Source organism: Lentzea sokolovensis, assembly GCF_033949975.1.
GTDB classification, from domain to species: domain Bacteria; phylum Actinomycetota; class Actinomycetes; order Mycobacteriales; family Pseudonocardiaceae; genus Lentzea; species Lentzea sokolovensis.
In genome coordinates this window covers 456,734-476,727 of the sequence record NZ_JAXAVU010000010.1, presented here as the reverse complement: position 1 = coordinate 476,727, position 19,994 = coordinate 456,734, and the positions used below count along the sequence as shown (strand labels likewise).

General features: G+C 69.4%; 19 protein-coding genes. 11 read left to right on the top strand and 8 right to left on the bottom strand.

All coding sequences use genetic code 11. The features are described 5' to 3' along the window. Nucleotides 1–20: 20 nt before the first annotated feature. Together SK854_RS24200 and SK854_RS24195 are read right to left on the bottom strand one after the other, a co-directional pair. Nucleotides 21–542, bottom strand: coding sequence for a hypothetical protein (locus SK854_RS24200; RefSeq protein ID WP_319977379.1), 522 nt, complete (start codon nt 540–542; stop codon nt 21–23). Beyond that, nucleotides 539–1,096 (bottom strand): RNA polymerase sigma factor, encoded by a 558-nt coding sequence (locus tag SK854_RS24195; RefSeq protein ID WP_319977378.1) that lies wholly within the window; start codon nt 1,094–1,096, stop codon nt 539–541. The genes SK854_RS24200 and SK854_RS24195 overlap by 4 nt, the downstream gene beginning before the upstream one ends. A gap of 68 nt (nt 1,097–1,164) precedes the next feature. Here SK854_RS24195 and SK854_RS24190 point away from each other — a divergent pair, with 68 nt between their 5' ends. Beyond that, nucleotides 1,165–1,602: a hypothetical protein gene (locus SK854_RS24190; protein WP_319977376.1), complete on the top strand. Its 438-nt coding sequence runs from the start codon at nt 1,165–1,167 to the stop codon at nt 1,600–1,602. Here the strand turns inward: SK854_RS24190 and SK854_RS24185 are convergent. Genes SK854_RS24185 through SK854_RS24175 form a run of 3 tightly spaced genes read right to left on the bottom strand, consistent with a single transcriptional unit; the run spans nt 1,580 to nt 4,450 of the window. Then, nucleotides 1,580–2,818: a cytochrome P450 family protein gene (locus tag SK854_RS24185; RefSeq protein ID WP_319977375.1), complete on the bottom strand. Its 1,239-nt coding sequence runs from the start codon at nt 2,816–2,818 to the stop codon at nt 1,580–1,582. The two genes, SK854_RS24190 and SK854_RS24185, sit on opposite strands and share 23 nt — an antisense overlap. A 32-nt stretch (nt 2,819–2,850) precedes the next feature. Next, on the bottom strand, nt 2,851–3,612 hold the full coding sequence (locus tag SK854_RS24180; protein WP_319977373.1) for an Fpg/Nei family DNA glycosylase: 762 nt from the start codon (nt 3,610–3,612) through the stop codon (nt 2,851–2,853). After that, a complete protein-coding gene (locus SK854_RS24175) occupies nt 3,605–4,450 on the bottom strand; it encodes a ParA family protein (protein ID WP_030479497.1) in 846 nt (281 codons plus the stop codon). The genes SK854_RS24180 and SK854_RS24175 overlap by 8 nt, the downstream gene beginning before the upstream one ends. Before the next feature lie 33 nt (nt 4,451–4,483). Here SK854_RS24175 and SK854_RS24170 point away from each other — a divergent pair, with 33 nt between their 5' ends. The 6 genes from SK854_RS24170 (at nt 4,484) to SK854_RS24145 (ending at nt 8,761) form a co-directional block, all read left to right on the top strand. Continuing rightward, a complete protein-coding gene (locus SK854_RS24170) occupies nt 4,484–5,206 on the top strand; it encodes a class I SAM-dependent methyltransferase (protein ID WP_319977372.1) in 723 nt (240 codons plus the stop codon). Between the two features lie 114 nt (nt 5,207–5,320). Beyond that, nucleotides 5,321–5,890, top strand: a complete 570-nt coding sequence (locus tag SK854_RS24165) for a sigma-70 family RNA polymerase sigma factor (protein ID WP_319977371.1) — start codon at nt 5,321–5,323, stop codon at nt 5,888–5,890. After that, nucleotides 5,887–6,603 (top strand): class I SAM-dependent methyltransferase, encoded by a 717-nt coding sequence (locus tag SK854_RS24160; protein WP_319977370.1) that lies wholly within the window; start codon nt 5,887–5,889, stop codon nt 6,601–6,603. Before SK854_RS24165 ends, SK854_RS24160 begins: the two co-directional genes overlap by 4 nt. A gap of 85 nt (nt 6,604–6,688) precedes the next feature. After that, nucleotides 6,689–7,255, top strand: coding sequence for a sigma-70 family RNA polymerase sigma factor (locus SK854_RS24155; RefSeq protein WP_319977368.1), 567 nt, complete (start codon nt 6,689–6,691; stop codon nt 7,253–7,255). 103 nt (nt 7,256–7,358) lie between these two features. Next, entirely contained in the window at nt 7,359–8,036 is a 678-nt protein-coding gene (locus tag SK854_RS24150) for a sigma factor-like helix-turn-helix DNA-binding protein (RefSeq protein ID WP_319977366.1), read from the top strand. A gap of 5 nt (nt 8,037–8,041) precedes the next feature. Then, nucleotides 8,042–8,761, top strand: coding sequence for a sigma-70 family RNA polymerase sigma factor (locus SK854_RS24145; protein WP_406601817.1), 720 nt, complete (start codon nt 8,042–8,044; stop codon nt 8,759–8,761). On the opposite strand, the gene SK854_RS24140 is transcribed toward SK854_RS24145, so the two are convergent. Next, a complete protein-coding gene (locus tag SK854_RS24140; protein WP_319977364.1) occupies nt 8,742–10,052 on the bottom strand; it encodes a type I glutamate--ammonia ligase in 1,311 nt (436 codons plus the stop codon). The genes SK854_RS24145 and SK854_RS24140 overlap by 20 nt on opposite strands. A 12-nt stretch (nt 10,053–10,064) precedes the next feature. On the opposite strand from SK854_RS24140, the gene SK854_RS24135 reads away from it, so the two are divergent. The 3 genes from SK854_RS24135 to SK854_RS24125 all read left to right on the top strand — a co-directional run bounded on the left by SK854_RS24135 (nt 10,065) and on the right by SK854_RS24125 (nt 13,214). Continuing rightward, on the top strand, nt 10,065–11,162 hold the full coding sequence (locus tag SK854_RS24135; RefSeq protein WP_319977363.1) for an amidohydrolase family protein: 1,098 nt from the start codon (nt 10,065–10,067) through the stop codon (nt 11,160–11,162). 35 nt (nt 11,163–11,197) lie between these two features. Continuing rightward, on the top strand, nt 11,198–12,472 hold the full coding sequence (locus SK854_RS24130; protein ID WP_319977362.1) for a DNA polymerase IV: 1,275 nt from the start codon (nt 11,198–11,200) through the stop codon (nt 12,470–12,472). Between the two features lie 85 nt (nt 12,473–12,557). Next, entirely contained in the window at nt 12,558–13,214 is a 657-nt protein-coding gene (locus tag SK854_RS24125) for a hypothetical protein (protein ID WP_319977360.1), read from the top strand. A gap of 706 nt (nt 13,215–13,920) precedes the next feature. On the opposite strand, the gene SK854_RS24120 is transcribed toward SK854_RS24125, so the two are convergent. After that, nucleotides 13,921–15,021, bottom strand: a complete 1,101-nt coding sequence (locus SK854_RS24120) for a DUF4034 domain-containing protein (RefSeq protein ID WP_319977359.1) — start codon at nt 15,019–15,021, stop codon at nt 13,921–13,923. Nucleotides 15,022–15,040: 19 nt separating this feature from the next. Continuing rightward, a complete protein-coding gene (locus tag SK854_RS24115; RefSeq protein ID WP_319977358.1) occupies nt 15,041–16,546 on the bottom strand; it encodes a M48 family metalloprotease in 1,506 nt (501 codons plus the stop codon). A 270-nt stretch (nt 16,547–16,816) separates the two neighbouring features. Between SK854_RS24115 and SK854_RS24110 the strand changes: the two genes are divergently transcribed. Beyond that, the gene (locus tag SK854_RS24110) at nt 16,817–19,972 is read left to right on the top strand and encodes a S8 family serine peptidase (protein WP_319977357.1); all 3,156 of its coding nucleotides are present in this window, start codon (nt 16,817–16,819) and stop codon (nt 19,970–19,972) included. Nucleotides 19,973–19,994 lie beyond the last annotated feature (22 nt).

Below are 19,994 nucleotides of genomic sequence, written 5' to 3'. Positions count from 1 at the left end.
CAGGGTGGGCGCGCAGTGCCTCAGTTCCCGACCTCGGCCAGGCAGTCCGGTGCGGGGTTGCGGATCGGGCCGGTGTAGCCCAGCCCGGTGTTGCGGTTCGGCAGGTTCGAGACGCCGAGCAGCACCGAGTACCCGGCCGGGATGTCGCCGGGGCTCATCGTGACCGAGCCGTCGTCGGAGATGCGTGGAAGCACGTAGCCGCCGAGGAGGTCCATCTTGGTCTCGTCCAGGGCCTCGCAGTCCCGTGACATCGGCACGGCCTTCGCGCCGATCCCGTACTCGCGCAGCTTCGCGTTGGCCGCGTCGACCCCTTTGATGTCCCGGATGGTGATCGTGACGCTGCCGTCGGCGTTCTTGGTGACCGCGTAGGCCTCGCTGCTGGTGCCGGTGATCGCAATGGTCGCCGCGCCGGCGATGGCGAGCGCACCGGCCGCGGCCAGCAACGGCCGTGCGGACCTCCTGCGCTGTTCTGGCGCCTCTTCGACCGTCTGACCGTGCTCGCGCATCAGGTCGTCGAGCAGGTTGTCCTTGAACGTCGTCATCGCTGTCCCCCGTTCGATGCCAGGTCGCGGACCTTGCCGCGCACCCGGAAGAGCCTGATCCGCAGCGCGCCGGACGACATGCCCAGCACCTTCGCCGCGTCCTTCGGTGTCATCCCGACCAGATCGACGAGTTCGATCACTTCGCGGTCGGCGGGACTGAGTGCCGCCATCGCGGCGATGAGCTCACGGCCTTCCCGTTCCGCGTCGATGCGCGTGACCAGGTCGGCGATCTCGTCGGTGTCGAGCACGCGCCGTCCGTGAATGCGCGCGACCACGCTCCGGCCGCGTGTGACGGCCTCGCAGTGCTGCGCGAACACCCGCCGTGCGATGCCGAGAACCCAGCCTCGCGCCGTGCCCCGGCTGCGATCGAACGTGCCGAACGACGTGATGGCCGCGACGAACGTGTCCGCGGTCAGGTCGGCGGCCGTCTGCGGGTCCGCGGTACGCCGCGCGAAGTACGACGTGACCACGTCGAACTCGGCCTCGTAGATCTCCTCGAACGCACGCGCGGCGCGGGTGGGAGAGGGCGGCGGTGGATGTCGTGGTGCTGTCATCGGCTGACTCACGCTAATGGTTGCTGACTTAGCCCCACGCCGTTACGCGCCTGGGCATGATGAGCGGCATGGGGGACATCACCGAGGAGGCGCGCGCTCTGCTCGCAGGCGGTGCCACCGCACAAGAAGCGTTCATCGCGCTGTGGCGGCCAGGTAGGCCCTACTACGACGTGACGCTGGCCGTCAGCGTGGCGGTGGGCAACTCGGTTGAGAACGCGGCTGAGCGCCTCGAACCGAAGTCGGCCTGGGCGGACGAGCCGAACGCGGACGAGATCGCCGCCTGGGCCGAGACACTGGAAGGAGCCGGGTACTTCGATCTGCACGTCGAGCTGTCCGCGGAGGAAGAGCTGGTCGCGAAGGAGCTGTGGCTGGGCTTCCAGGGGCTGTTGCCGATGCCGTCCGGCCTGGGCCACCACTTCCTGAGACTGATGGACGCGGGCCACCTCGACGAGGCTCGGCAGGAACTCGACCGGCTCCACGCCGTCACATCGGCTTGGGCACCTTGATCGTCGCCTGCTCGTCCAGCGGCATCCGCGGCTTCGTCCGGAACGTCACCGGCAGCCCCCGCAACCCGCGGCTGCCCAGCGACACCCGCCACCCCAGCGGCTGCGAGGTGTCCAGCGCCAGCCCGGCGCAGCGTCCCAGCAGCGTCCGGAACGCCACCTCGCCCTCCAGCCGGGCCAGCGGCGCGCCCAGGCAGAAGTGGATGCCGTGCCCGAACGCCAGGTGCTGGCGGTCGGCCCGTTCGATGTTGAGCTGGTCGGCCCGCGGATAGCGGTTCTGGTCGTGCTCGGCTGAGGCCAGCGAGAGCAGCACGACGTCGCCCGCCGGGATCTGCACGCCGCCGATCGTCAGCGGCTGCGTGGCGAACCGCAGCAGGTGCGAGGTCGGCCCGTCGAACCGCAGGAACTCCTCGACGGCGCCGGGCAGCAGGGACGACGAGCGTTGCAGCAGTTCGAGCTGCTCGGGATTGCGCAGCAACGCCAGCGCGCCGTTGCCGACGAGGTCGACGGCGGTCGTGTAGCCCGCCACGAGCAGCAGGAACGCCAGCGAGGCCAGTTCGCTGTCCGACAGCGCGGACTCGCCGGTCGCGCGGGCCAGGCCGCCGATCAGATCGTCGTCACCGGACGTCCGCTTGTGCGTCACGAGGTCGCGCAGGTAGCCGGAGGTCTCCTCACGGGCCGAGGACGCGTCGCCGTCCGCCAGCCCGGTGACCACGTCCGCCCAGTAGCGGAAGTTCTCCTGGTCGACCGCGGGAACGCCGAGCAGTTCCATGATCACGGTGATCGGCAGTGGCGCCGCGAAGTCCGCGATCAGGTCGCAGCGCCCGGAGTCCGCGAAGCCGTCGGCCAGCTGGGCGGCCACCTGCTCGATCCGGGGACGCAGGGCGGCGATGCGGCGGGGCGTGAGCTGGCTCGACACCGCGCGGCGCAGGCGGGTGTGATCAGGCTCGTCGCTGTTCATCATGTGCTCGGACAGATCGCCGAACCACCACGACGCGAAGTGCGGATGGCCGCGCAGGGGTTCGGTGAGCGCCGAGCCGTGCGAGGACAGCAGCGGGTTGTCCAACGCGGCGCGCACGTCGGGGTATCGGGTCACGAGCCACATCGGCACGCCGAAGGTCTCGACCCGGTGCACGGGGCCCGCGTCGCGCAGGCTCTTGAGCACGGCATAGGGGTCGTCGGTGAAGCCGGGGCGCAACGCATCCAGATTTACCGCCATATTGGGGCACACGGCCAGGAGAGCGTCTCGGTTCAACCGGACTGGCATTTTGGGCAGAAGTACACAAATCTGCCGTCGATCTCGTCCGATCGGACTCTTGTGCGACAACGCAAACAGGGTTTGCCGGTCCGCTCGAAAACGTAGTGCTGCACGCGCAGGTCGCCGGTGGTGCTCTGTTCCGGCCGCCACTGGTTGGCCTGCAGGAGTTTGCGTGACAACGCAACCGCACGTGGGGCGTCCACAGATGACACCGGTGCCGTCGGCAGAACGCGCAACAGGAAACACACTTCCGCGCGGTAGAGATTGCCGACGCCGGCCATGATCCGTTGATCCAACAATGCGAGGCCGACAGGCCGGGAAGGGTCGGCGGTCAACCGCCGAACGGCCTCAGCGGCGTCGAAGTCCGGCGCGAGAAGATCGGGCCCGAGATGTGAGATCAGTTCATCTTCGCGTGCGGTCGGCACGAACTCCATGTCGTGCAACGCGAATCCGATGGCCTGCCGGTCGTCGACCTCGAACACCGCACGGGCCTGGTGCGCGGGACGGCGCCAGCGCTCACCGGGCCGGTAGAGGTGCCACGCGCCGTCCATGCGGAAGTGACTGCGCAGGCTGTTGCCGTCGGAGAAGTGGGTGAACATGTGCTTGCCGTAAGTCCGCACGCCGAGCACGTCGAGGCCGGCCAGATCGAGTGCGGCCAGCCGGGGGTGGCGCAGTTCGCCGCGCCGCAGCGTCTTCCCGGCCAGCGCCTCGTGCATGCGATGGCCGGCCAGGAAGACGGTGTCCCCCTCAGGCATCCACCGCTTCCTGGATCTCGTCGTCGTCGAAGTCGTGGTGCACGGCCCGACGCCGGCTCCGCGAGATGCGCTGGATGCGGGCGAGCAGCAGGTTGAACGCCAGCGCCACCTCACGCGCGCCCGGCGTGCCCCACTCGTGGATCGGCATGCACGCGCCCTGTGCCTGCTGCACGGCGAGACGGTCCGGCAACGCCACCGGCATCACCAACGGCCCGAAGATGTCGCGCAGCTCCTCGATGCGGAACTGGTGCTCGTGCGAGCGCGGGCGCACGCGGTTCACCACGACGCCCAACGGCTGCAGGTCGGCGTTGTTGCTCTCCCGCTCGTTCTGCACCGCCTCGAAAGCCCGCTGCACGCCCGCGACCGCGAACATCGTCGGCTCGGTGACCAGCAGCGCGCGGTCGGCCGCCACCAGCGCTGACCGGGTCAGCTGGCCCAGCGACGGCGGGCAGTCGAGCAGCACGAGCTGGTACGGGAACTCGTCGTACATGTCGCGCAACGTGCGCAACGCGTCTTTCAGACGATGCAACCGGGACTCGTTCGGATCCGGGTGGTTGAGCAGTTCGGCGTCCTCGGACCCGGACAACACGTCGATGCCGTCGCCCCACCTGCTCGGGCGGATCGCCTGCTCGACGTTCTCCTCGGACGGGTCTTGCAGGACGTCGTAGATGCTGGCCTTGGACTCCTCTGGCTCCAGCGTCGACGTGGCGTTGCACTGCGGATCGAGATCGATCACGAGCGTGCGGACGCCACGGCGGAGGGCGGCAGAGGCCAGGCCGAGCACCACCGTCGTCTTGCCGACGCCTCCCTTGAGGCTGAGCACGGACACCGTATGCACAGACCTACTCTAGGGTCTCCTACTCTGTTGGACATGCGACCGGACGCCGTACAGAGGGTGCTCGACGCCGAATTGGCCGCCGCACGCGAGCGCAGGGGTGGAGAACCGCCCCGCGTGCTCGACGTTGGAGGCGGCAGCGGTGTCTGGGCCGTGCCCCTAGCCGCAGCGGGATGCGCGGTCACGGTCGTGGAGCCTTCCCCGAACGCATTGGCCACGCTGAACACCCGTGCGCGCGAGGCCGGTGTGACCATCAACGCGGTCCAGGGCGACACGGACTCGTTGGGCGTTCCCGCTGGTGAAGCCGATCTGGTGCTGGCGCACGGGCTGCTGGAGGTCGTCGACGACGCCCCGGCCGCGCTCGCCTCGCTGGCCGCGGCGGTCGCACCCGGCGGCGCGGTGTCGGTGCTGGTCGCGAACCGCTTCGCGGCGATCCTGCACCGCGCGATCGCCGGCCGTATCGTCGACGCGCGAAGGTTGCTGGACGACGACGCCGGTCAGCTCGCGGGCACACGTGACCCGTTGCAGCGCCGGTTCGACGTCCCGGGTCTTGAGAAACTGGTTCTCGAGGCGGGGCTTTCCGTCGAGCTCCTGCAAGGTCATGGCATCGTCTCCGACCTCGTGCCCGGTGTGGTGCTGGACACGAATCCGGGTGCCGCCGACGCGCTCGCCGAGCTGGAACTGGCCGCGGCCACGCGGTCCCCGCTCCGGGACGTCGCCGCCCGGCTGCACGTGTTCGCCCGCCGCACCGCCCTCTGACTGTGACCTTTCACCCGGCTTTGCATTCGGGACTTTTATGACCCTGATGAGTGGTCCCAAACAAGGCGGCGGCGAAAGATAATGGCTTCCGCCGCCGACGTAGGGACCAACGCGATGGAAAGTTCCGACCTGCTGGCCTCATTGGTCAACGAGGCCGTAGCGGGTGACCGGCACGCCGTCGAGCGGCTGCTGGGCTCCGTGCGACCACTCGTGGCGCGGTACTGCCGTGCGCGCGTCGGTCGCAATGAAAGGGCGTACGCGTCGGCGGACGACGTGGCGCAGGAAGTCTGCCTGGCGGTGCTGACGGCCCTGCCCAGCTACCGTGAGCAGGGAAGACCTTTCCTGGCGTTCGTCTACGGCATCGCCGCGCACAAGGTCGCGGACGCGCATCGCGTCTCGGCGCGCAACCGCTCCGAACCTGTCGCCGAGGTGCCGGACGGGCCGTCGCTGACCATCGACCCCGAGGAGAACGCGCTGCTCGGCTCGCTCTCGGTGCGGCTGGGCCAGTTGCTGCGCGGGCTGCCGGACAAGCAGCGCGAGATCCTGCTGCTGCGCGTGGTCGTCGGGCTGACGGCGGAGGAGACGGCCGAGGCGATCGGCTCGACGCCGGGTGCCGTGCGGGTGGCTCAGCACCGTGCGCTCGCGAAGCTGAGGACGTCCGTGGGGGTCGAGGAGCTGATTTGACCGGCGCCTTCTACGACGGGCTGGCCGGGACGTACGACCTGATGTTCCCGGACTGGGACGCGTCGATGGCCCGGCAGGCGTCGCAGCTCGCGGAGTTCATCCCGCGAGGCGCGCGCGTTCTCGACTGTGCGTGCGGCATCGGCACGCAGGCGATCGGTCTGGCTCTGCGCGGCTATGAGGTCGTGGGCACCGATCTGAGTCCCAAGGCGGCCTCTCGGGCCGTTGTGGAGGCCTCTGCGCGTGGCGTCACCTTGCCCGCGTTCACCGCGGACATGCGCTCACTGCCGTTCGCCGATGCCTCGTTCGACGTCGTGCTGGCCGCGGACAACGCGCTGCCTCACCTGCTGACCGCCCAGGACGTGCTGGCGGCGTTGCGAGAGATGCGTCGCGTGCTCCGTCCCGGTGGCCGGCTCATCCTCTCGACGCGCGACTACGACGCGATCCGCGGCGAACGGCCGTTGTCGACCCCTCCGTCCGTCGGGCCGGGGCGGGTCGTGTGGTTCCAGCTCTGGCATTGGGACGGCGACCAGTACGAACTGGAGATGTTCCGGCTGCACGAAGCCGACTCCTGGCGCGTCGTCGTGGGCAAGGCACGGTATTGGGCGATTACTCGTCACGAAATCACTGAATTGGCGGAACGGGCCGGTTTCGATTACGGGGAGTGGTCGCTCCACGCCTATTACCAACCGCTCTTCGTTGCTGCAAACGGGTGACGTTTGAAGTTTCTCCCTACTTTCCGCATAAGGAGTGACGCGTCGCACGTCTCCTCCACGGGACGTCGACGAGGGGACGCTTCGGATGGAGAGTTCGGCTTTATCCGCAGAACTGGTGAGCCTGGCCGTGCAAGGCGAGCGCAGGGCCACTGACCAGCTACTACGCTACTTGCGACCGCTGGTGGTGAAGTACTGTCGCGCGCGTGTCGGACGTTCCGCGACAACTGCGGACGACGTCGCGCAGGAGGTCTGCCTGGCCGTGCTGACGGCCCTTCCGAAGTATCGGGAGCAGGGCCGGCCGTTCCTGGCGTTCGTCTACGGCATCGCCGCGCACAAGGTCGCCGACGCGCATCGGGCTCTGGGACGTAACCGTGCGGAGCCGGTGGCCGAGGTGCCCGATCAGGAGGTGCGGGGCGCCGGACCGGAGGAGTTCGTGCTCCGCGACGAGTTGAACGGCACCCTGGGGCGGCTGCTGCACCTCCTGCCGGACAAGCAGCGCGAGATTCTCGTGCTGCGCGTCGTGGTGGGGTTGTCCGCCGAGGAGACCGCGGACGCCGTGGGCTCGACGCCGGGCGCGGTGCGCGTTGCCCAGCACCGTGCGCTGGGTCGCCTTCGCAAGGAAATTGCCGCATTGGCTGTCCCGATCGGGTGACATTCGTTTGCATTTGTGACGATTCGTGGCGAGTGCGTGGGGTAGACGCACCCAAACGACATACCTAGAGGGCAGGAAGACACCGACATAGGGACCAGGGGGCATGGGAAGTTCGGACTCAGCGCTTGCCGCCGACCGGCTGCGCGTCGACGGAGTGCTCGTGCAGCACTTCCGCGAGTCGGGGCTTTCCGGGCCGCGCTGGGATCAGTTCCACCGCCAGCTTCTCGGGTACGGCCTCACGTTCGTTACCAGGCTCGTGCGGTCCGGCGCCATGTTCTCCCGCTGCGGGCGGCATGGTCGCTACCTGCAGCAGCAGGAGATCTCGCTGCAGGAGGCCGAGGAACTGGCGAGCGACGCGGTCTACGAGGGGTTCGTCTACTTCCGCGACCGGGGTTTGCTCGGCAGGGAGTGGTCGGTCGAGCGCGGGCAGCCGTTGAACGAGTACTTCGTCAACGCGTGCGTGCTCGCGTTCCCGAACGTCTACCGGCGCTGGCAGACGCAGGCGCACGGCTGGCAGGACGTGCGGCTCGTGGACACCCTGGCCTCGCTCGAACACGTCGTGGCCGAGGGGACTCCCGAGGACGCGGTCATCGAACAGCAGGCCGCGAACGCCGCGTTCGCGACGCTGAGCGAGGACGGCAGGCGGTTGCTCTTCCTTCATGACCAGGGCTATTCGCATGCGGAGATCGCCGAGTTGGTGCGACTCACCCCGCGCGCGGTCGAAGGACGGATCCGGCGGGCGCGCATCGCGGTGCGCCGGCGTCCAGAAGAGGAACGGTGATCTGCGTGGAGTTCACACCCGGCCTGCACCGCAAGGTGCCTGCGGAAGCCGTCAGCGGCTCGTCCGTCGGTGGGCCGGTCTCCGCTGCTCCAGGCGTTGTCGACGCTCTGGTGGAGCGGACTGCCGTCGGTGGGAAGGAGCCGGTCGACCCACCTTCGCCGTCGTACTACACCGGTCGTCCCGAGAAGGCTGACGATCACGTCGCGCGCGCTGTCACCGGTGACCGCGCCGCCATCGAACGGCTGCTCGGCACCATCCGGCCGTTGGTGGTCAGGTACTGCCGTGCGCGCGTTGGGTCGTTCGCGTCGGCGGACGACGTTGCGCAGGACGTGTGCCTGGCCGTGCTGACCTCGCTGCCGTCGTACCGCGATCAGGGGCGTCCGTTCCTGGCGTTCGTCTACGGCATCGCGGCGCACAAGGTGGCGGACTCGTTCCGCAGCTTCTCGCGCAACCGTTCCGAGGCGGTGCCCGAGCTGCCGGAGTCGATGGACACGGCGGCCGGACCCGAGCAGCGGGCGATGCAGGGAGAGCTCTCCGAGCAGATGGCGACGCTGCTGCGCGTGTTGCCCGAGAAGCAGCGCGAGATCGTCGTGCTGCGCGTGATGGTGGGGTTGTCAGCGGAGGAGACGGCCGAAGCGGTCGGTTCGACGCCCGGCGCTGTGCGGGTGGCTCAGCACCGGGCGCTGTCGCGGCTGCGCAAGGAGCTCAATAGCGCCAGCGAGTGATGTTGGCGATGCCCTGCGGGCTCGCGTCCTTGTAGCGCTCCATCTCTCCGCGCCGCACGTCGGTGAGCGTGCCCGCCAGTTCCAGGCCGAACGCCTCGGTGAGCACGGTGTCCTTCTCGAACTCGTCGACGGCCTCCTTGAGCGACGTGGGCAGCCGCTGGACGTCGCCGAGCAGCGCCGGGTCGACGTTGAGGCCCTCCGGGAGCACGGCTTCGGTCGCGATGCCGTCCAGGCCGGCCGCGACCACACCCGCGACGACCAGGTAGGGGTTCGCGGTCAGGTCGAAGCACTTGATCTCGAGGTTGTCCTTGATCAGGCGCAGGGCCGTTTCGCGGTTCTCCTCGCCCCACGCCACGAACGGTGCGGCCCACGTGTTCGGCACGAGCCTGAGGTAGCTCGCGAGAGAGGGACAACCGACCGCGCACAACGCGCGGAGGTGGGCGAGGACGCCCGCGCTGAACCGCCTGGCCTCGTCCTGGAAGCCGTCGAAGAGGTTCGTGCCGTCGCGCCAGAGGCTCAGGTGCAGGTGGCCGCCATTGCCGACGCCGCCGTTGACGACCTTGGGGGAGAACGACGGGCGCAGGCCGTGCCGGATCGTGACGGCGCGGATGGTCTCCTTGACGAGCACGGCGGTGTCGGCGGCCGCCACCAGGCCTTCCGGTGCCGTGGAGACCTCGAACTGACCGGCGGCGTACTCGGGGTGGAACTGGAGGACCTCGACGTCCTGCTGGTCCAGGGCGTTGAGCAGATCGACGCAGTAGTCGGACAGCTCGACCTGACGGGCGTGGCCGTACGCGGATCCGCTGGTCGCGGGCACCCAGTCGTCGGTGCCGGACTTGCCGACGCACCACTCGATCTCGAAGCCGGCCTGGGCGGTGAGGCCTTTGTCCGCGAGGTTCTTCTGTGCCTTCCGGGCTTGCAGACGCTGGTCCATCGGGTAGGGGACGCCGCTCTGGAAGTGGCGGTCGGCAGGTGCCCAGGCCCAGCCCGGCTGACCCGCGAGCACCGTGAGGCGGTCGAGGTCGGGGTGCAGCCGCAGGTCGCCGACCGGGCCGCCGGCGAACCGGCCCTGGATGATCCAGTCGTCGAACAGGAACACGTCGAACACCGGTGACGCGCCCACGCCGTGCGCCGCCGCGTGGGCCAGCCTGCGCAGGGGGACGGACTTGGTGCGGGTGATGCCGCTGTTGTCGACCCAGGTGAGCGCCACGACGCTCACATTCCGCGCGTTGAGCCCGTCGAAGAGTTCCGTCGCCCGGTCGAACCGCTGGTCACGTTCCGCAGAGTCCACGATCCTAAGGTTATGGGCATCTTGCCGTTCGTCGCCGAACTCGGGCTGATAGATCACCACTGCCACGGTGTGCTGCGGGTCGACAGCACGCGCCCGGAGTTCGAGTCGCTGTTGCTGGAGGCCGATGCGGTCTCTCCGCTGGGCGGGTCGTTCTTCGACTCGGCGATCGGGTTCGCGGTGCGGAGGTGGTGCGCCCCGTTGCTGGACCTGCCCCGGCACGCGCCGGCCGAGGAGTACCTCGAACGGCGCAACTCGCTGCACATCGCCGAGGTGTCGCGGACGTTCCTGATGGCGTCCGGGATCCACACGTTCCTGGTGGACGGCGGGTTCCAGCCGGAGCGGTTGTTGTCGGCGGAGGAGCTGGCCGGGCTGGGCGGGGGTGTCGCGCACGAGATCGTGCGGCTGGAGGTGCTGGCGGAGACCTTGCGGCCGTCGCTGTCCCCCTCGGAGTTTCTGGTGGCCGTTCGGTCCCGGCTCGCGTCGTCTTCAGCGGTGGGGGCGAAGTCCGTTGCGGCGTACCGGATCGGGTTGGGTCTCTCGGGCGTGCGCCCCGCCGACGCGGACGTGGAGCGGGCGGTGTCGGCCTGGTCGGCGGGGCGGCTGGAGGACCCGGTGGTGATCACGTGGCTGGCTTGGGAGGCGTTGGACGCCGGGCTGCCGTTGCAGTTCCACGTCGGCTACGGGGATTCGGACATCGACCTGCACCGCTGCGATCCTTCGTTGCTGACGCCGTTCCTGCGCGCGACCGCGGGGCTGGGCGTGCCGGTGTTGCTGCTGCACAACTACCCGTTCCACCGTCAGGCCGGGTATCTCGCCCAGGTGTTCCCGCACGTGTTCTGCGACCTCGGGCTGGCGACGCACGGACTGGGGCATCAGGCGTCGCGCGTGTTCGCGGAAGCGTTGGAGATCGTGCCGTACGGGAAGTTCCTGTTCTCGTCCGACGCGTTCGCTCTGCCCGAGTTGTACTACCTCGGCGCGTTGCTGTTCCGGCGCGCGTTGTCGGACTTCCTGGCCGATGGGCTGCGGCGCGATGCCTTCGCCGAGGAGGACGCGCACCGGATCGCACGGCTCATCGCGTCGGAGAACGCGGCGCGCGTGTACGAACTGTAGGATTTGCCTCGAACTGACGTTCGAGAGGGGTGTTCATGGGTCGCAGTGCGAACCTGCCACGCGGCCTGGTCGACCGGTTCCGTGCGCGTGACGGCGTCTGGCCTGACGACACGGGCTGCCGGATGCTGCACGTCGACATGGACGCCTTCTACGCGTCAGTGGAGATCCGCGAACGCCCTGAGCTCGAATCCGTACCGGTCGTCGTCGGGGGCGTCGGCGGGCGTGGTGTCGTGTGTTCCGCCAACTACCTCGCGCGTGAGTACGGTGTGCGTTCCGCGATGCCCACCGCGCATGCTCGCCGTTTGGCGCCTCATGCCGTGTACCTGCCGCCGCAGTTCGATCTCTACCAAGAGGTCTCGCGCGGGGTCATGGCGATCTTCCGCGACATCACGCCGCTGGTGGAGCCGTTGTCCTTGGACGAGGCGTTCCTCGACGTCGGTGGTGCGCTTCGCCGGCTCGGCCTGACACCCGGTGGTGTGGGGGAGTTGATCAGGTCTCGCGTGTTCGCGGCTCATGGCGTGAGTTGTTCCGTCGGTGTCGCCTCGACGAAGTTCCTCGCGAAGCTCGCCTCGGGCATGTGCAAGCCCGACGGCATGATGGTCGTGCCTCACTCCGCGTCCTTGGACTTTCTGCACCCGCTGCCGGTCTCCGCGTTGTGGGGCGTCGGCGCCAAAACCGCCGCGCGTCTGGAGGAACTGGGCCTGGGGACCGTCGCCGACGTCGCCGCGATGCCTCTCCCGCGCCTGCGCCGCAAGATCGGTGTGGCGTTGGCGGAGCACCTCTTCGCTCTGGCCGCCGGGGTCGACGAACGCGCGGTGGTGCCGGTGTCGCGGGAGAAGTCGATCGGCGCCGAGGAGACCTTCGAGGTCGACGTCACGGACCGCACGCTGCTGCGCCGTGAACTGCTGCGGCTCTCCGAGCGTTCGACGGGTTCGTTGCGCGCCAAGGGTTTGCTCGGCCGAACCGTGTCGATCAAGGTCCGCTTCTCGGACTTCACGACGATCACCCGCTCGCGCACGCTACCGGTGGCGACGGACGTGACGCAGGAGGTCTACCGGATCGCCGCGGAGCTGCTGGACACCCAGACCCCACCCGGCGCGGTCCGTCTGATCGGCGTCCGAATAGAGGGTCTTGACAACGCCGACTCCGCCCAGCAACTGATCTTCGACGCCCCGGAACGCGGCTGGCGCGAAGCCGAGCAAGCCGCTGACCAGGCCCGTTCCCGCTTCGGCTCACTGGCTGTGCGGCCCGCCTCGCTGCTGCGCGAGAGTCCGGAAAGGGCAGCGGAGTTCGAACCGAAGCCCGAGTGATCGCGACTTGTCCACAACCTCGAAGTTGTCCACAGGTTGCGCTCACCCCAGACTCCCCACCTCTTCCCAGCCGCACCATTGACCCATGCGCCACCCCATCGACCTGGAAGCCCTGGGCACCCTCTTCGTCCACCGAGTAGCCCCGGTCGCAGCCCTGATCCACATAGGACTGTCCTCGTCCCTGATCGACCAACGCTCCCGCCCGGGCGGGCCCTGGCAACGCCTGTTCCCGACCATCTTCCTGCTGTCCAGGGCAGGCCCGTCCCGCGAACAACTGGTGCAGGCGGCCCTCCTCTACGCGGGCGAGGGCGCCATGCTCACCGCGTTCGACGCCCTCTACCTGCACGGCATGAGGTCCGTCCTGCCGGCGGCGGACGCGATCCACGTCCTGGCCCCACGCCATTCCAGAGCCTGGGGCCACGCCACCCTGCACCTGGAACGAACGGACCGCCTACCCAAACCGGCCCTGCGCAGGGGCTTCCACGTCGCGCCCCTGGAACGCGCCGCCGTGGACGCGATCCGCCGCACCCGCTCGATCCCGGACACCAAGGCCATCCTCGACGAGGTGTCGCACTACGTGGGCATCCAAGCCCTGCGAGCCGAACTGGCCATGGCCCCGCGCAAGGGCACCACCCTGGCCCGCAAGCTGCTGGGCGACTCCCCGGCCCGCCAACTGGAACTGGCCGTGATGGACCGCCCGCTCGCGGTCCCGCAGGCCCGAACCCCACTACCGATCGGCTGACGCTCATGCCCACAAGGCATTCGGGCCGGTCCACGCCGCGGCGACACGCTGCCCGACCTGCCCACGCCCAGGCCACCGACCCGGCCTGACAGCCGCCGACCCGCCTGGCCGACCATCAGCCGGCCGGCCTGGCGGTCACCCGCCACCCGATCCGCACCAACCTGTAACGGCGGAGGTCCCCGGTCGTTCCAGCAACCTGGCCGCCGAACGCAGCCCTCAACCCGACCTCAAACCGGGCCAGCAATCCCGTTCCGTTCCGGCCTGGCTCGGCCTGGCCTGGCCTGGCTCGGCCTGGCCTGGCTCGGCTCGGCCTGGCCTGGCTCGGCTCGGCCTGGCCTGGCTCGGCTCGGCCTGGCCTGGCTCGGCTCGGCCTGGCCTGGCTCGGCCTGGCCTGGCTCGGCCTGGCCCGGCTCGGCTCGGCCTGGCCTGGCTCGGCTCGGCCCGGCTTGGCCCGGCTTGGCTTGGCCCGGCTCGGCCTGGCCTGGCCTGGCTCGGCTCGGCCTGGCCTGGCCTGGCCCGGCCCAGCCCGGCTTGGCCCGGCCCGGCTTGGCCCGGCTTGGCTTGGCCCGGCTCGGCCCGGCCTGACCTAGCTCGGCCCGGCCTGACCTAGCTCGGCCCGGCCTGACCTAGCCCGGCCCGGCCTGGCCTGGCCCGGCCCGGCCCGGCCCGAGAACCCAACCACCCCAACGAAAGGATCGAGCCATCCCTACCGAACCGGAGCCTTGACCCCCTTGCCCTTGGCCGCCGCCTTGACCGCGATCCCGCGCAAGCTCAGGAACTTCAACCGAGGCTCCGAGAAGTAGTCCCACGGCCCCGCGTCCGCCAACGCCCCCAAAGCCCGGAACTGTCCCACGGCTTCCTCGAACCGTTGCAGCTCAAGTAATGCGTAGATCGCATACCCGCGGTCATCCCGAAGCGCATAAGTGTCGGCACCCTCGTCCGCGAGCCGTGCCAGCAGCGCGTCCAGGGAACCCACGACCGCAGGCGACTTCCACATGTCCGGCGAGGTGCTCTCCGCCTCGTAAGCGGCGCGCAGCGGCAGGGCCAGGAACTTGGGCGACTTGGCCGCCGCCTCGAGAGCGAACGCCAGGGCTTCCTCGTCGGAGCCGTGCCACTTGCGGCACCAGTACTGCAGAGCCTGCGAGTGTCCGTTGTGGTGCAGGGGATCGCGCGACACGAGTTCCGTCCAGATCGCGCGGAACTCGTCGTGGTCCACCTGCAGGCCGCGGGCGAGCGTCAGCAGCGTGTTCCACGGTGTCGGGTCGTCCGGCAGCACGGTGGCGGCGATGCCGGCGGCCTCGCGCGCCTCGAACAGGACTCGGTGGAAGCCCTCGAACTGTTCGCGGGTGGTCTGGGAGGAGGTGGCGCTGCCGCGGATGTCCCAGGCCAGGGCGACCAGGGACATCGCGTGCACCACGATCCAGTGCGGGTCGCCGGGACGGGCGGTCTGCCAGGCGTCCATCCAGGCGTCGTCCTTGGCGGCGAGGTCGGCCAGGGCCCACACCACGCGCTGGCGGCGGTCCCAGTCGCCGTGGGTGGCGGTGACCAGGTCGGCGGCGTTCTCCCAGTTGCCGGCGCGGACGTCGTCCTTCACGGCGGCGAGGGCCAGGTCCTCGATCGGCGACGTGGTGGTCACCTCGGCGTCGGGAACGAGGCCGTAGCGCTCGGGGTGCGTTTTGGGCAGGACGTGTGCCGCGACTACGTCGGAAGGGAGTTCGTCGATCTCCACGCCCAGCCGCTTCGCCTCGCGCATGAGGCGGATGACGGTGATGAGTTCCTTGGGCTTGAAGAGAAGTGAGAGCACCACGGGCTTTTCTCCTGAACGTTCAGTGCGCGGGGCGGTAGTCGGGGGCCACACCGGCTACGGCCAGCGCGGCGCGCAGGCCTTCGGTGCTGCCGTGGTCGGCGACCGCGGCGTCCAGGTGTTCGGCCATGTCGAAGTCGTGAGAGGAGGTGACGAACGTGGTCCGTCCCAGCCAGTCGAGCTCCCAGCGGGCGAGGCCCGCGTCGGAGAAGGCCAGTGCCACCAACGCGGACAGCTCGGGCAGCACTTCGCCGCGGGCCATCTCGCGGCGGGCTCGGGCACCGGCGCCGGAGTTGCCCGGCAGGTGAGTGCCGAGGTCGGCGAGGTGGCCGGCGTCCAGCGCGTCGAGCACGGTGGTCAGTGACGGGCGCTGGTTCATCTTGACCGCTGACGTTTCCAGCAGCCGCTGGGTGCCGCGCACGACGCGGGCTCGGGCGCCGATGTGGCCGAGCGTGGCCCAGTCGACGCGTTCCTTCTCGGCGGCGTCGGACACCAGGGTGCTGAGCACGGCCGCGTCCAGCAACGGCATCGGGTCGGCGAGCAGTTCCAGTGCCGGGCGGTCGCCCCAGCCCGACTCGGGTTCGAGGCCGAGTGCCTCGATCGCGGTGATGCGGTCCCCCAGCGGCGGGTGCGAGTCGTACGGGCCGCGGTCCGGATCGTGCGGGTGCTGGCGGATCTCCTCCAGCTCCTCGTGGAGTTCGGGGGAGGTGCGCAGGCGGGCGAAGCCGTCGAAGAACGTCGCGGGCAGGTAGCCGAGCTCCCACGCGACGGTCAGGTGCCGGTTGGTGAAGAGGTTCCACGCGGCGTCGATCACCGGCAGTTCGCGCAGTGCGGACGCGGCGGCGGACGAACCCGCGAGGGTGGCGGCGAGGCGGTCGGCGGCGAACTCCTGACGGCGGCTGATCGACTGGGAGACAAGGAGGTACAGCTTGGCGTAGCCGCGGAACAGTTTGGCGATCATGCGCTGGAACCACTGCCCGGCGTTCATGTGGGAACCGGCGCGCAGCACGGCGTCACGGCCCGAGACGACGACACCGGCGAGGCGCGTGTCCTTGTAGGCGTAGTGCCCGAGTTCGTGGGCGAGCACGGCGATGAGTTGCTTCTCGGTCAACGAGGTGAGCAAGGGCGCGCCGATGAACATCCTGCGCTTGAGCACGCGCAGACCCAGGAAACGGGTGTCCTCGGCGACACCGGCGTTCACCGCGGCGAGGATCCGGATCTCGTCCGGTGGGTGGGTGCCCGCGTCGGCGGCCAGGCGGCGGACGAGGTCCCAGAGCGCGGGCTGCTCCTCGGGCGTGACGAGGATGCCTGGCACCTCATCGCGGTCGCGGCGCTCCAGCGAGATCAAGCCCTTGGCCAGCGCGTACACCGCGGGCACGACGAACAGCGCCAGCTTCACGCCGACGAACGGCCGCTCGATCAGGGCGTAGGTCTCCAGCGCGAGCAGGCCGCCGATCAACCCGAAGGCGAGGACGTAGAAACCGACGAGCAGTGCGACCGAAATGGCAGCACGCAATGAAACACGCATGAGTAGAGCGACCTTCCCCCAAAGCCCCCGGCGCCGCCCCCAGATGACGGCAGCACGAAGTGTGCACGAAAGCACGGTCACGACTCAATCCCGAAATGACGGTCGGCCCGAAACGACAGGAGGTGTGTCAACCAGCCGATCGGCCAGTCCGCGTACCTCTGCGGGATGACATCCGCCTCTGCAGCTCCGGCCTTCAGATGGAGGTGGGGTAACGCTCGGTGTCCCTACGGTCACTGACGCAACACCTCATCTAGCGCTGGAGGTAGACCAGTGAGAGCAGGACAGCGAGGTGCCCGTCGGGGGATCACCGCGCTCGCGTTGTCGGCAGGCCTCGTCACCACCGGAACGATCACGGGGACGACGGCCGTCGCGCACGCGGGCGAGCAGTCATCGGGGCAGGGGGACCGGAGCGTCACGCTGATCACCGGTGACCGTGTGGAGCTGGCGGGAGACCGCGTCGTGCGGGTCGTGCCGGGTCCGGGGCGGGGCAGGCTTCCGGTGCGCACCTTCACGCGGGACGGGCATCAGCACGTGGTGCCCGCGGACGCGATCGCGTTGGTGGACAGCGGAAAGCTCGACCCGAGGTTGTTCGACGTGACGTCGTTGGCCGAGTTCGGTTACGACGACTCGCGTCGCACCACCGTCCCTGTGATCGTGCGGCCGGCGGCGGGCGCGCGATCGGGTGTCACGGCGTTGGCGGCCAAGGGATCGGTCAGCGGACTGGTGACCGGCACGGTCGAGAAGTCGGGCAGCGCCTGGGAGTCGCTGCGCGGTGGTGCGGTCGAGAAGGTGTGGCTGGACGGCGTCCGCAAGGTGTCGCTCGACCGCAGCACCAAGCAGATCGGTGCGCCTGCGGCCTGGCAGGCGGGTGTCACCGGCAAGGGCGTGAAGGTCGCGGTGCTCGACACGGGCGTCGACGAGAAGCACCCGGATCTGCAGGGCCGGCAGATCGCCGAGAAGAACTTCACCGACTCGCCGGACAACACCGACGAGGTCGGGCACGGCACGCACGTCGCGTCGACCATCGCCAGCAAGGGCGAGCAGTATCGCGGTGTCGCGCCGGACGCGGAGATCCTCGACGGCAAGGTCTGCCAGCCCGGTGGCTGCAGCGAGTCGGCGATCCTCGGCGGCATGCAGTGGGCGGCCGAGCAGGGCGCGAACGTCATCAACATGAGCCTGGGCGGAGGTGACACCCCGGAGATCGACCCTCTTGAGGAGGCCGTCAACCGGATCTCCCAGGAGACCGGCGCGCTGTTCGTCATCGCGGCGGGCAACTCCGGGAGCCCGGAGACGATCGGCTCGCCCGGTAGCGCCGAGTCCGCGCTGACCGTCGGGGCGGTGGACCGCAACGACGGCATCGCGCCGTTCTCCAGCCGTGGCCCGGCCGCGGACGGTGCGGTGAAGCCGGACGTCACCGCGCCCGGCGTCGACATCGTGGCGGCCGAGGCCGGCACGCAGGGCCACGTCTCGATGTCCGGCACCTCCATGGCGACGCCGCACGTCGCGGGTGTCGTCGCGCTGCTCAAGCAGCAGCACCCGGACTGGACCGGCGCACGGCTCAAGGCGACCATCATGGCGTCGGCCAAGGCCAACCCGTCGCTGACGGCGTTCGACCAGGGCACCGGTCGCGTGGACGTGCCGAAGATGCTGGCACAGCAGGTGATCGCCGAACCGGCGAACATCAACTTCGGGGTGCAGCAGTGGCCGCACGACGACGACCAGAAGGTCGTCCGCGAGGTCACCTACCGCAACCCCGGCAAGGAGCCCGTCACGCTCGACCTGAGCGTGGACGTCAAGGGACCGGACGGCAAGCCCTCGCCCGCCGGTCTGTTCACCGTGTCTCCTGCGAAGATCACGATCCCCGGTGGCGGCGAGGCCAAGGCCACGATCACCGCTGACACCAAGGCGAACGCGCCGGACGGTGCCTACAGCGGCGCGATCGTCGCGTCGAACGGCCTGCGCACGCTCGTGAGCGTCAACCGCGAGGTCGAGAGCTACGACACCGCTGTCTCGGTGCTGGGCAGCGACGGCAACCCGGCCGAGTCCCACAGCACGGTCTTCATCAACACCAAGACCGGCAAGGCCTATCCGGGACTGGCCAGGAACGTCCGCCTGCCCAAGGGCGAGTACCTCGTGGACAGCGGCATCATCACCCCCGACTTCAAGGTCGCGTTCCAGGTGCAGCCGAAGTTCCAGGTGACCGGCAAGGGGTCGATCACGATCGACGCGCGCAACGCCAAGCCGGTCGCGCTCAAGACCCCCGACGCCGGGGCCAAGGGCATGATCGGCACCATCGGCTACTCCACCCAGGTCGCGGGCAGGACCTTCGGCCACGGCTGGGCGTTCTTCGACGGACTGGCGGGCCAGGTGTCCACCGCGCAGATCGGACCGGCCGCGCCGGGCTTCTCCACGACGATCGCCGAGCAGTTCCAGGGCACACCACGCGACGAGAAGACCCCGGTCAGCTATCGCCTGATGTACACCGAGAACGGCATGCCGACCGGCTACGAGCGCACCGCCAAGGCGCACGAACTCGCCGAGATGACGACGAGCTTCCGCTACGCCGGTGAGGGCCGTCAGCACGGCATCGCCGTCATGCCGAACCCGGTCGACGGCAGCGGCGGCTTCGGCTGGTTCACCCAGGTGCCGGAAGGCGGTCGTGCGATCGACCTCGTCTCGACCGTGACCGGCACGTGGAGCTGGATCTACGACCGGGTCGGCCCGGACAACAACAACGAGTACTCGACCGAGACGCCCAACCGTTCCTTCAAGGGCGGCAAGAAGTACTCGCAGACGTTCGGCGCCGCGATCATCGGCCCGTCCGTCCCGTCGGCGCCCGGTTTCGGCCTCGCGAGGCTCGAAGACCAGATCGCCGTCAGGGTGCCGCTCTCCACCGACAGCAACGGCGGTGCGGGCAGGTTCAGCGGCGGAACGGCGAAGACCTCGTTGTTCCACAACGGAACCAAGCTCGGCGAGCAGGACCGTCCCACCGCGATCTTCGACGTCCCGGCGGCGGAAGGCACCTACCGGGCCGAGATGGAACACAGCCGCGACGCGGAGCTGTCGAACAAGGTGAGCGGTGCCTGGACCTTCAAGGCCAAGCACACCACCGACATCACGCACCTCCCGCTCACGGTGGTCCGCTTCCTGCCGAAGCTCGACGACAAGGACACCGCGCACGGCCGTGTGCTGCTCGTCCCGCTGAAGGTCGAGCAGGCGCAGAACACGCCGAAGGTCAAGCGCGTCACCGTCGAGGTGTCCTACGACGACGGCGCGACCTGGAAGCAGGTGCAGGTCGCCGGCGACAAGGCGATCGTGCACCACCCGAAGAACGCCAAGTTCGCCTCGTTGCGCGCCAAGACCACGGACGCGGCGGGCAACACCGGCGAGGTGACGATCATCCACGCCTACAAGATCGCAAGCTGACCGAAGACGTGTGGGCGGGGCG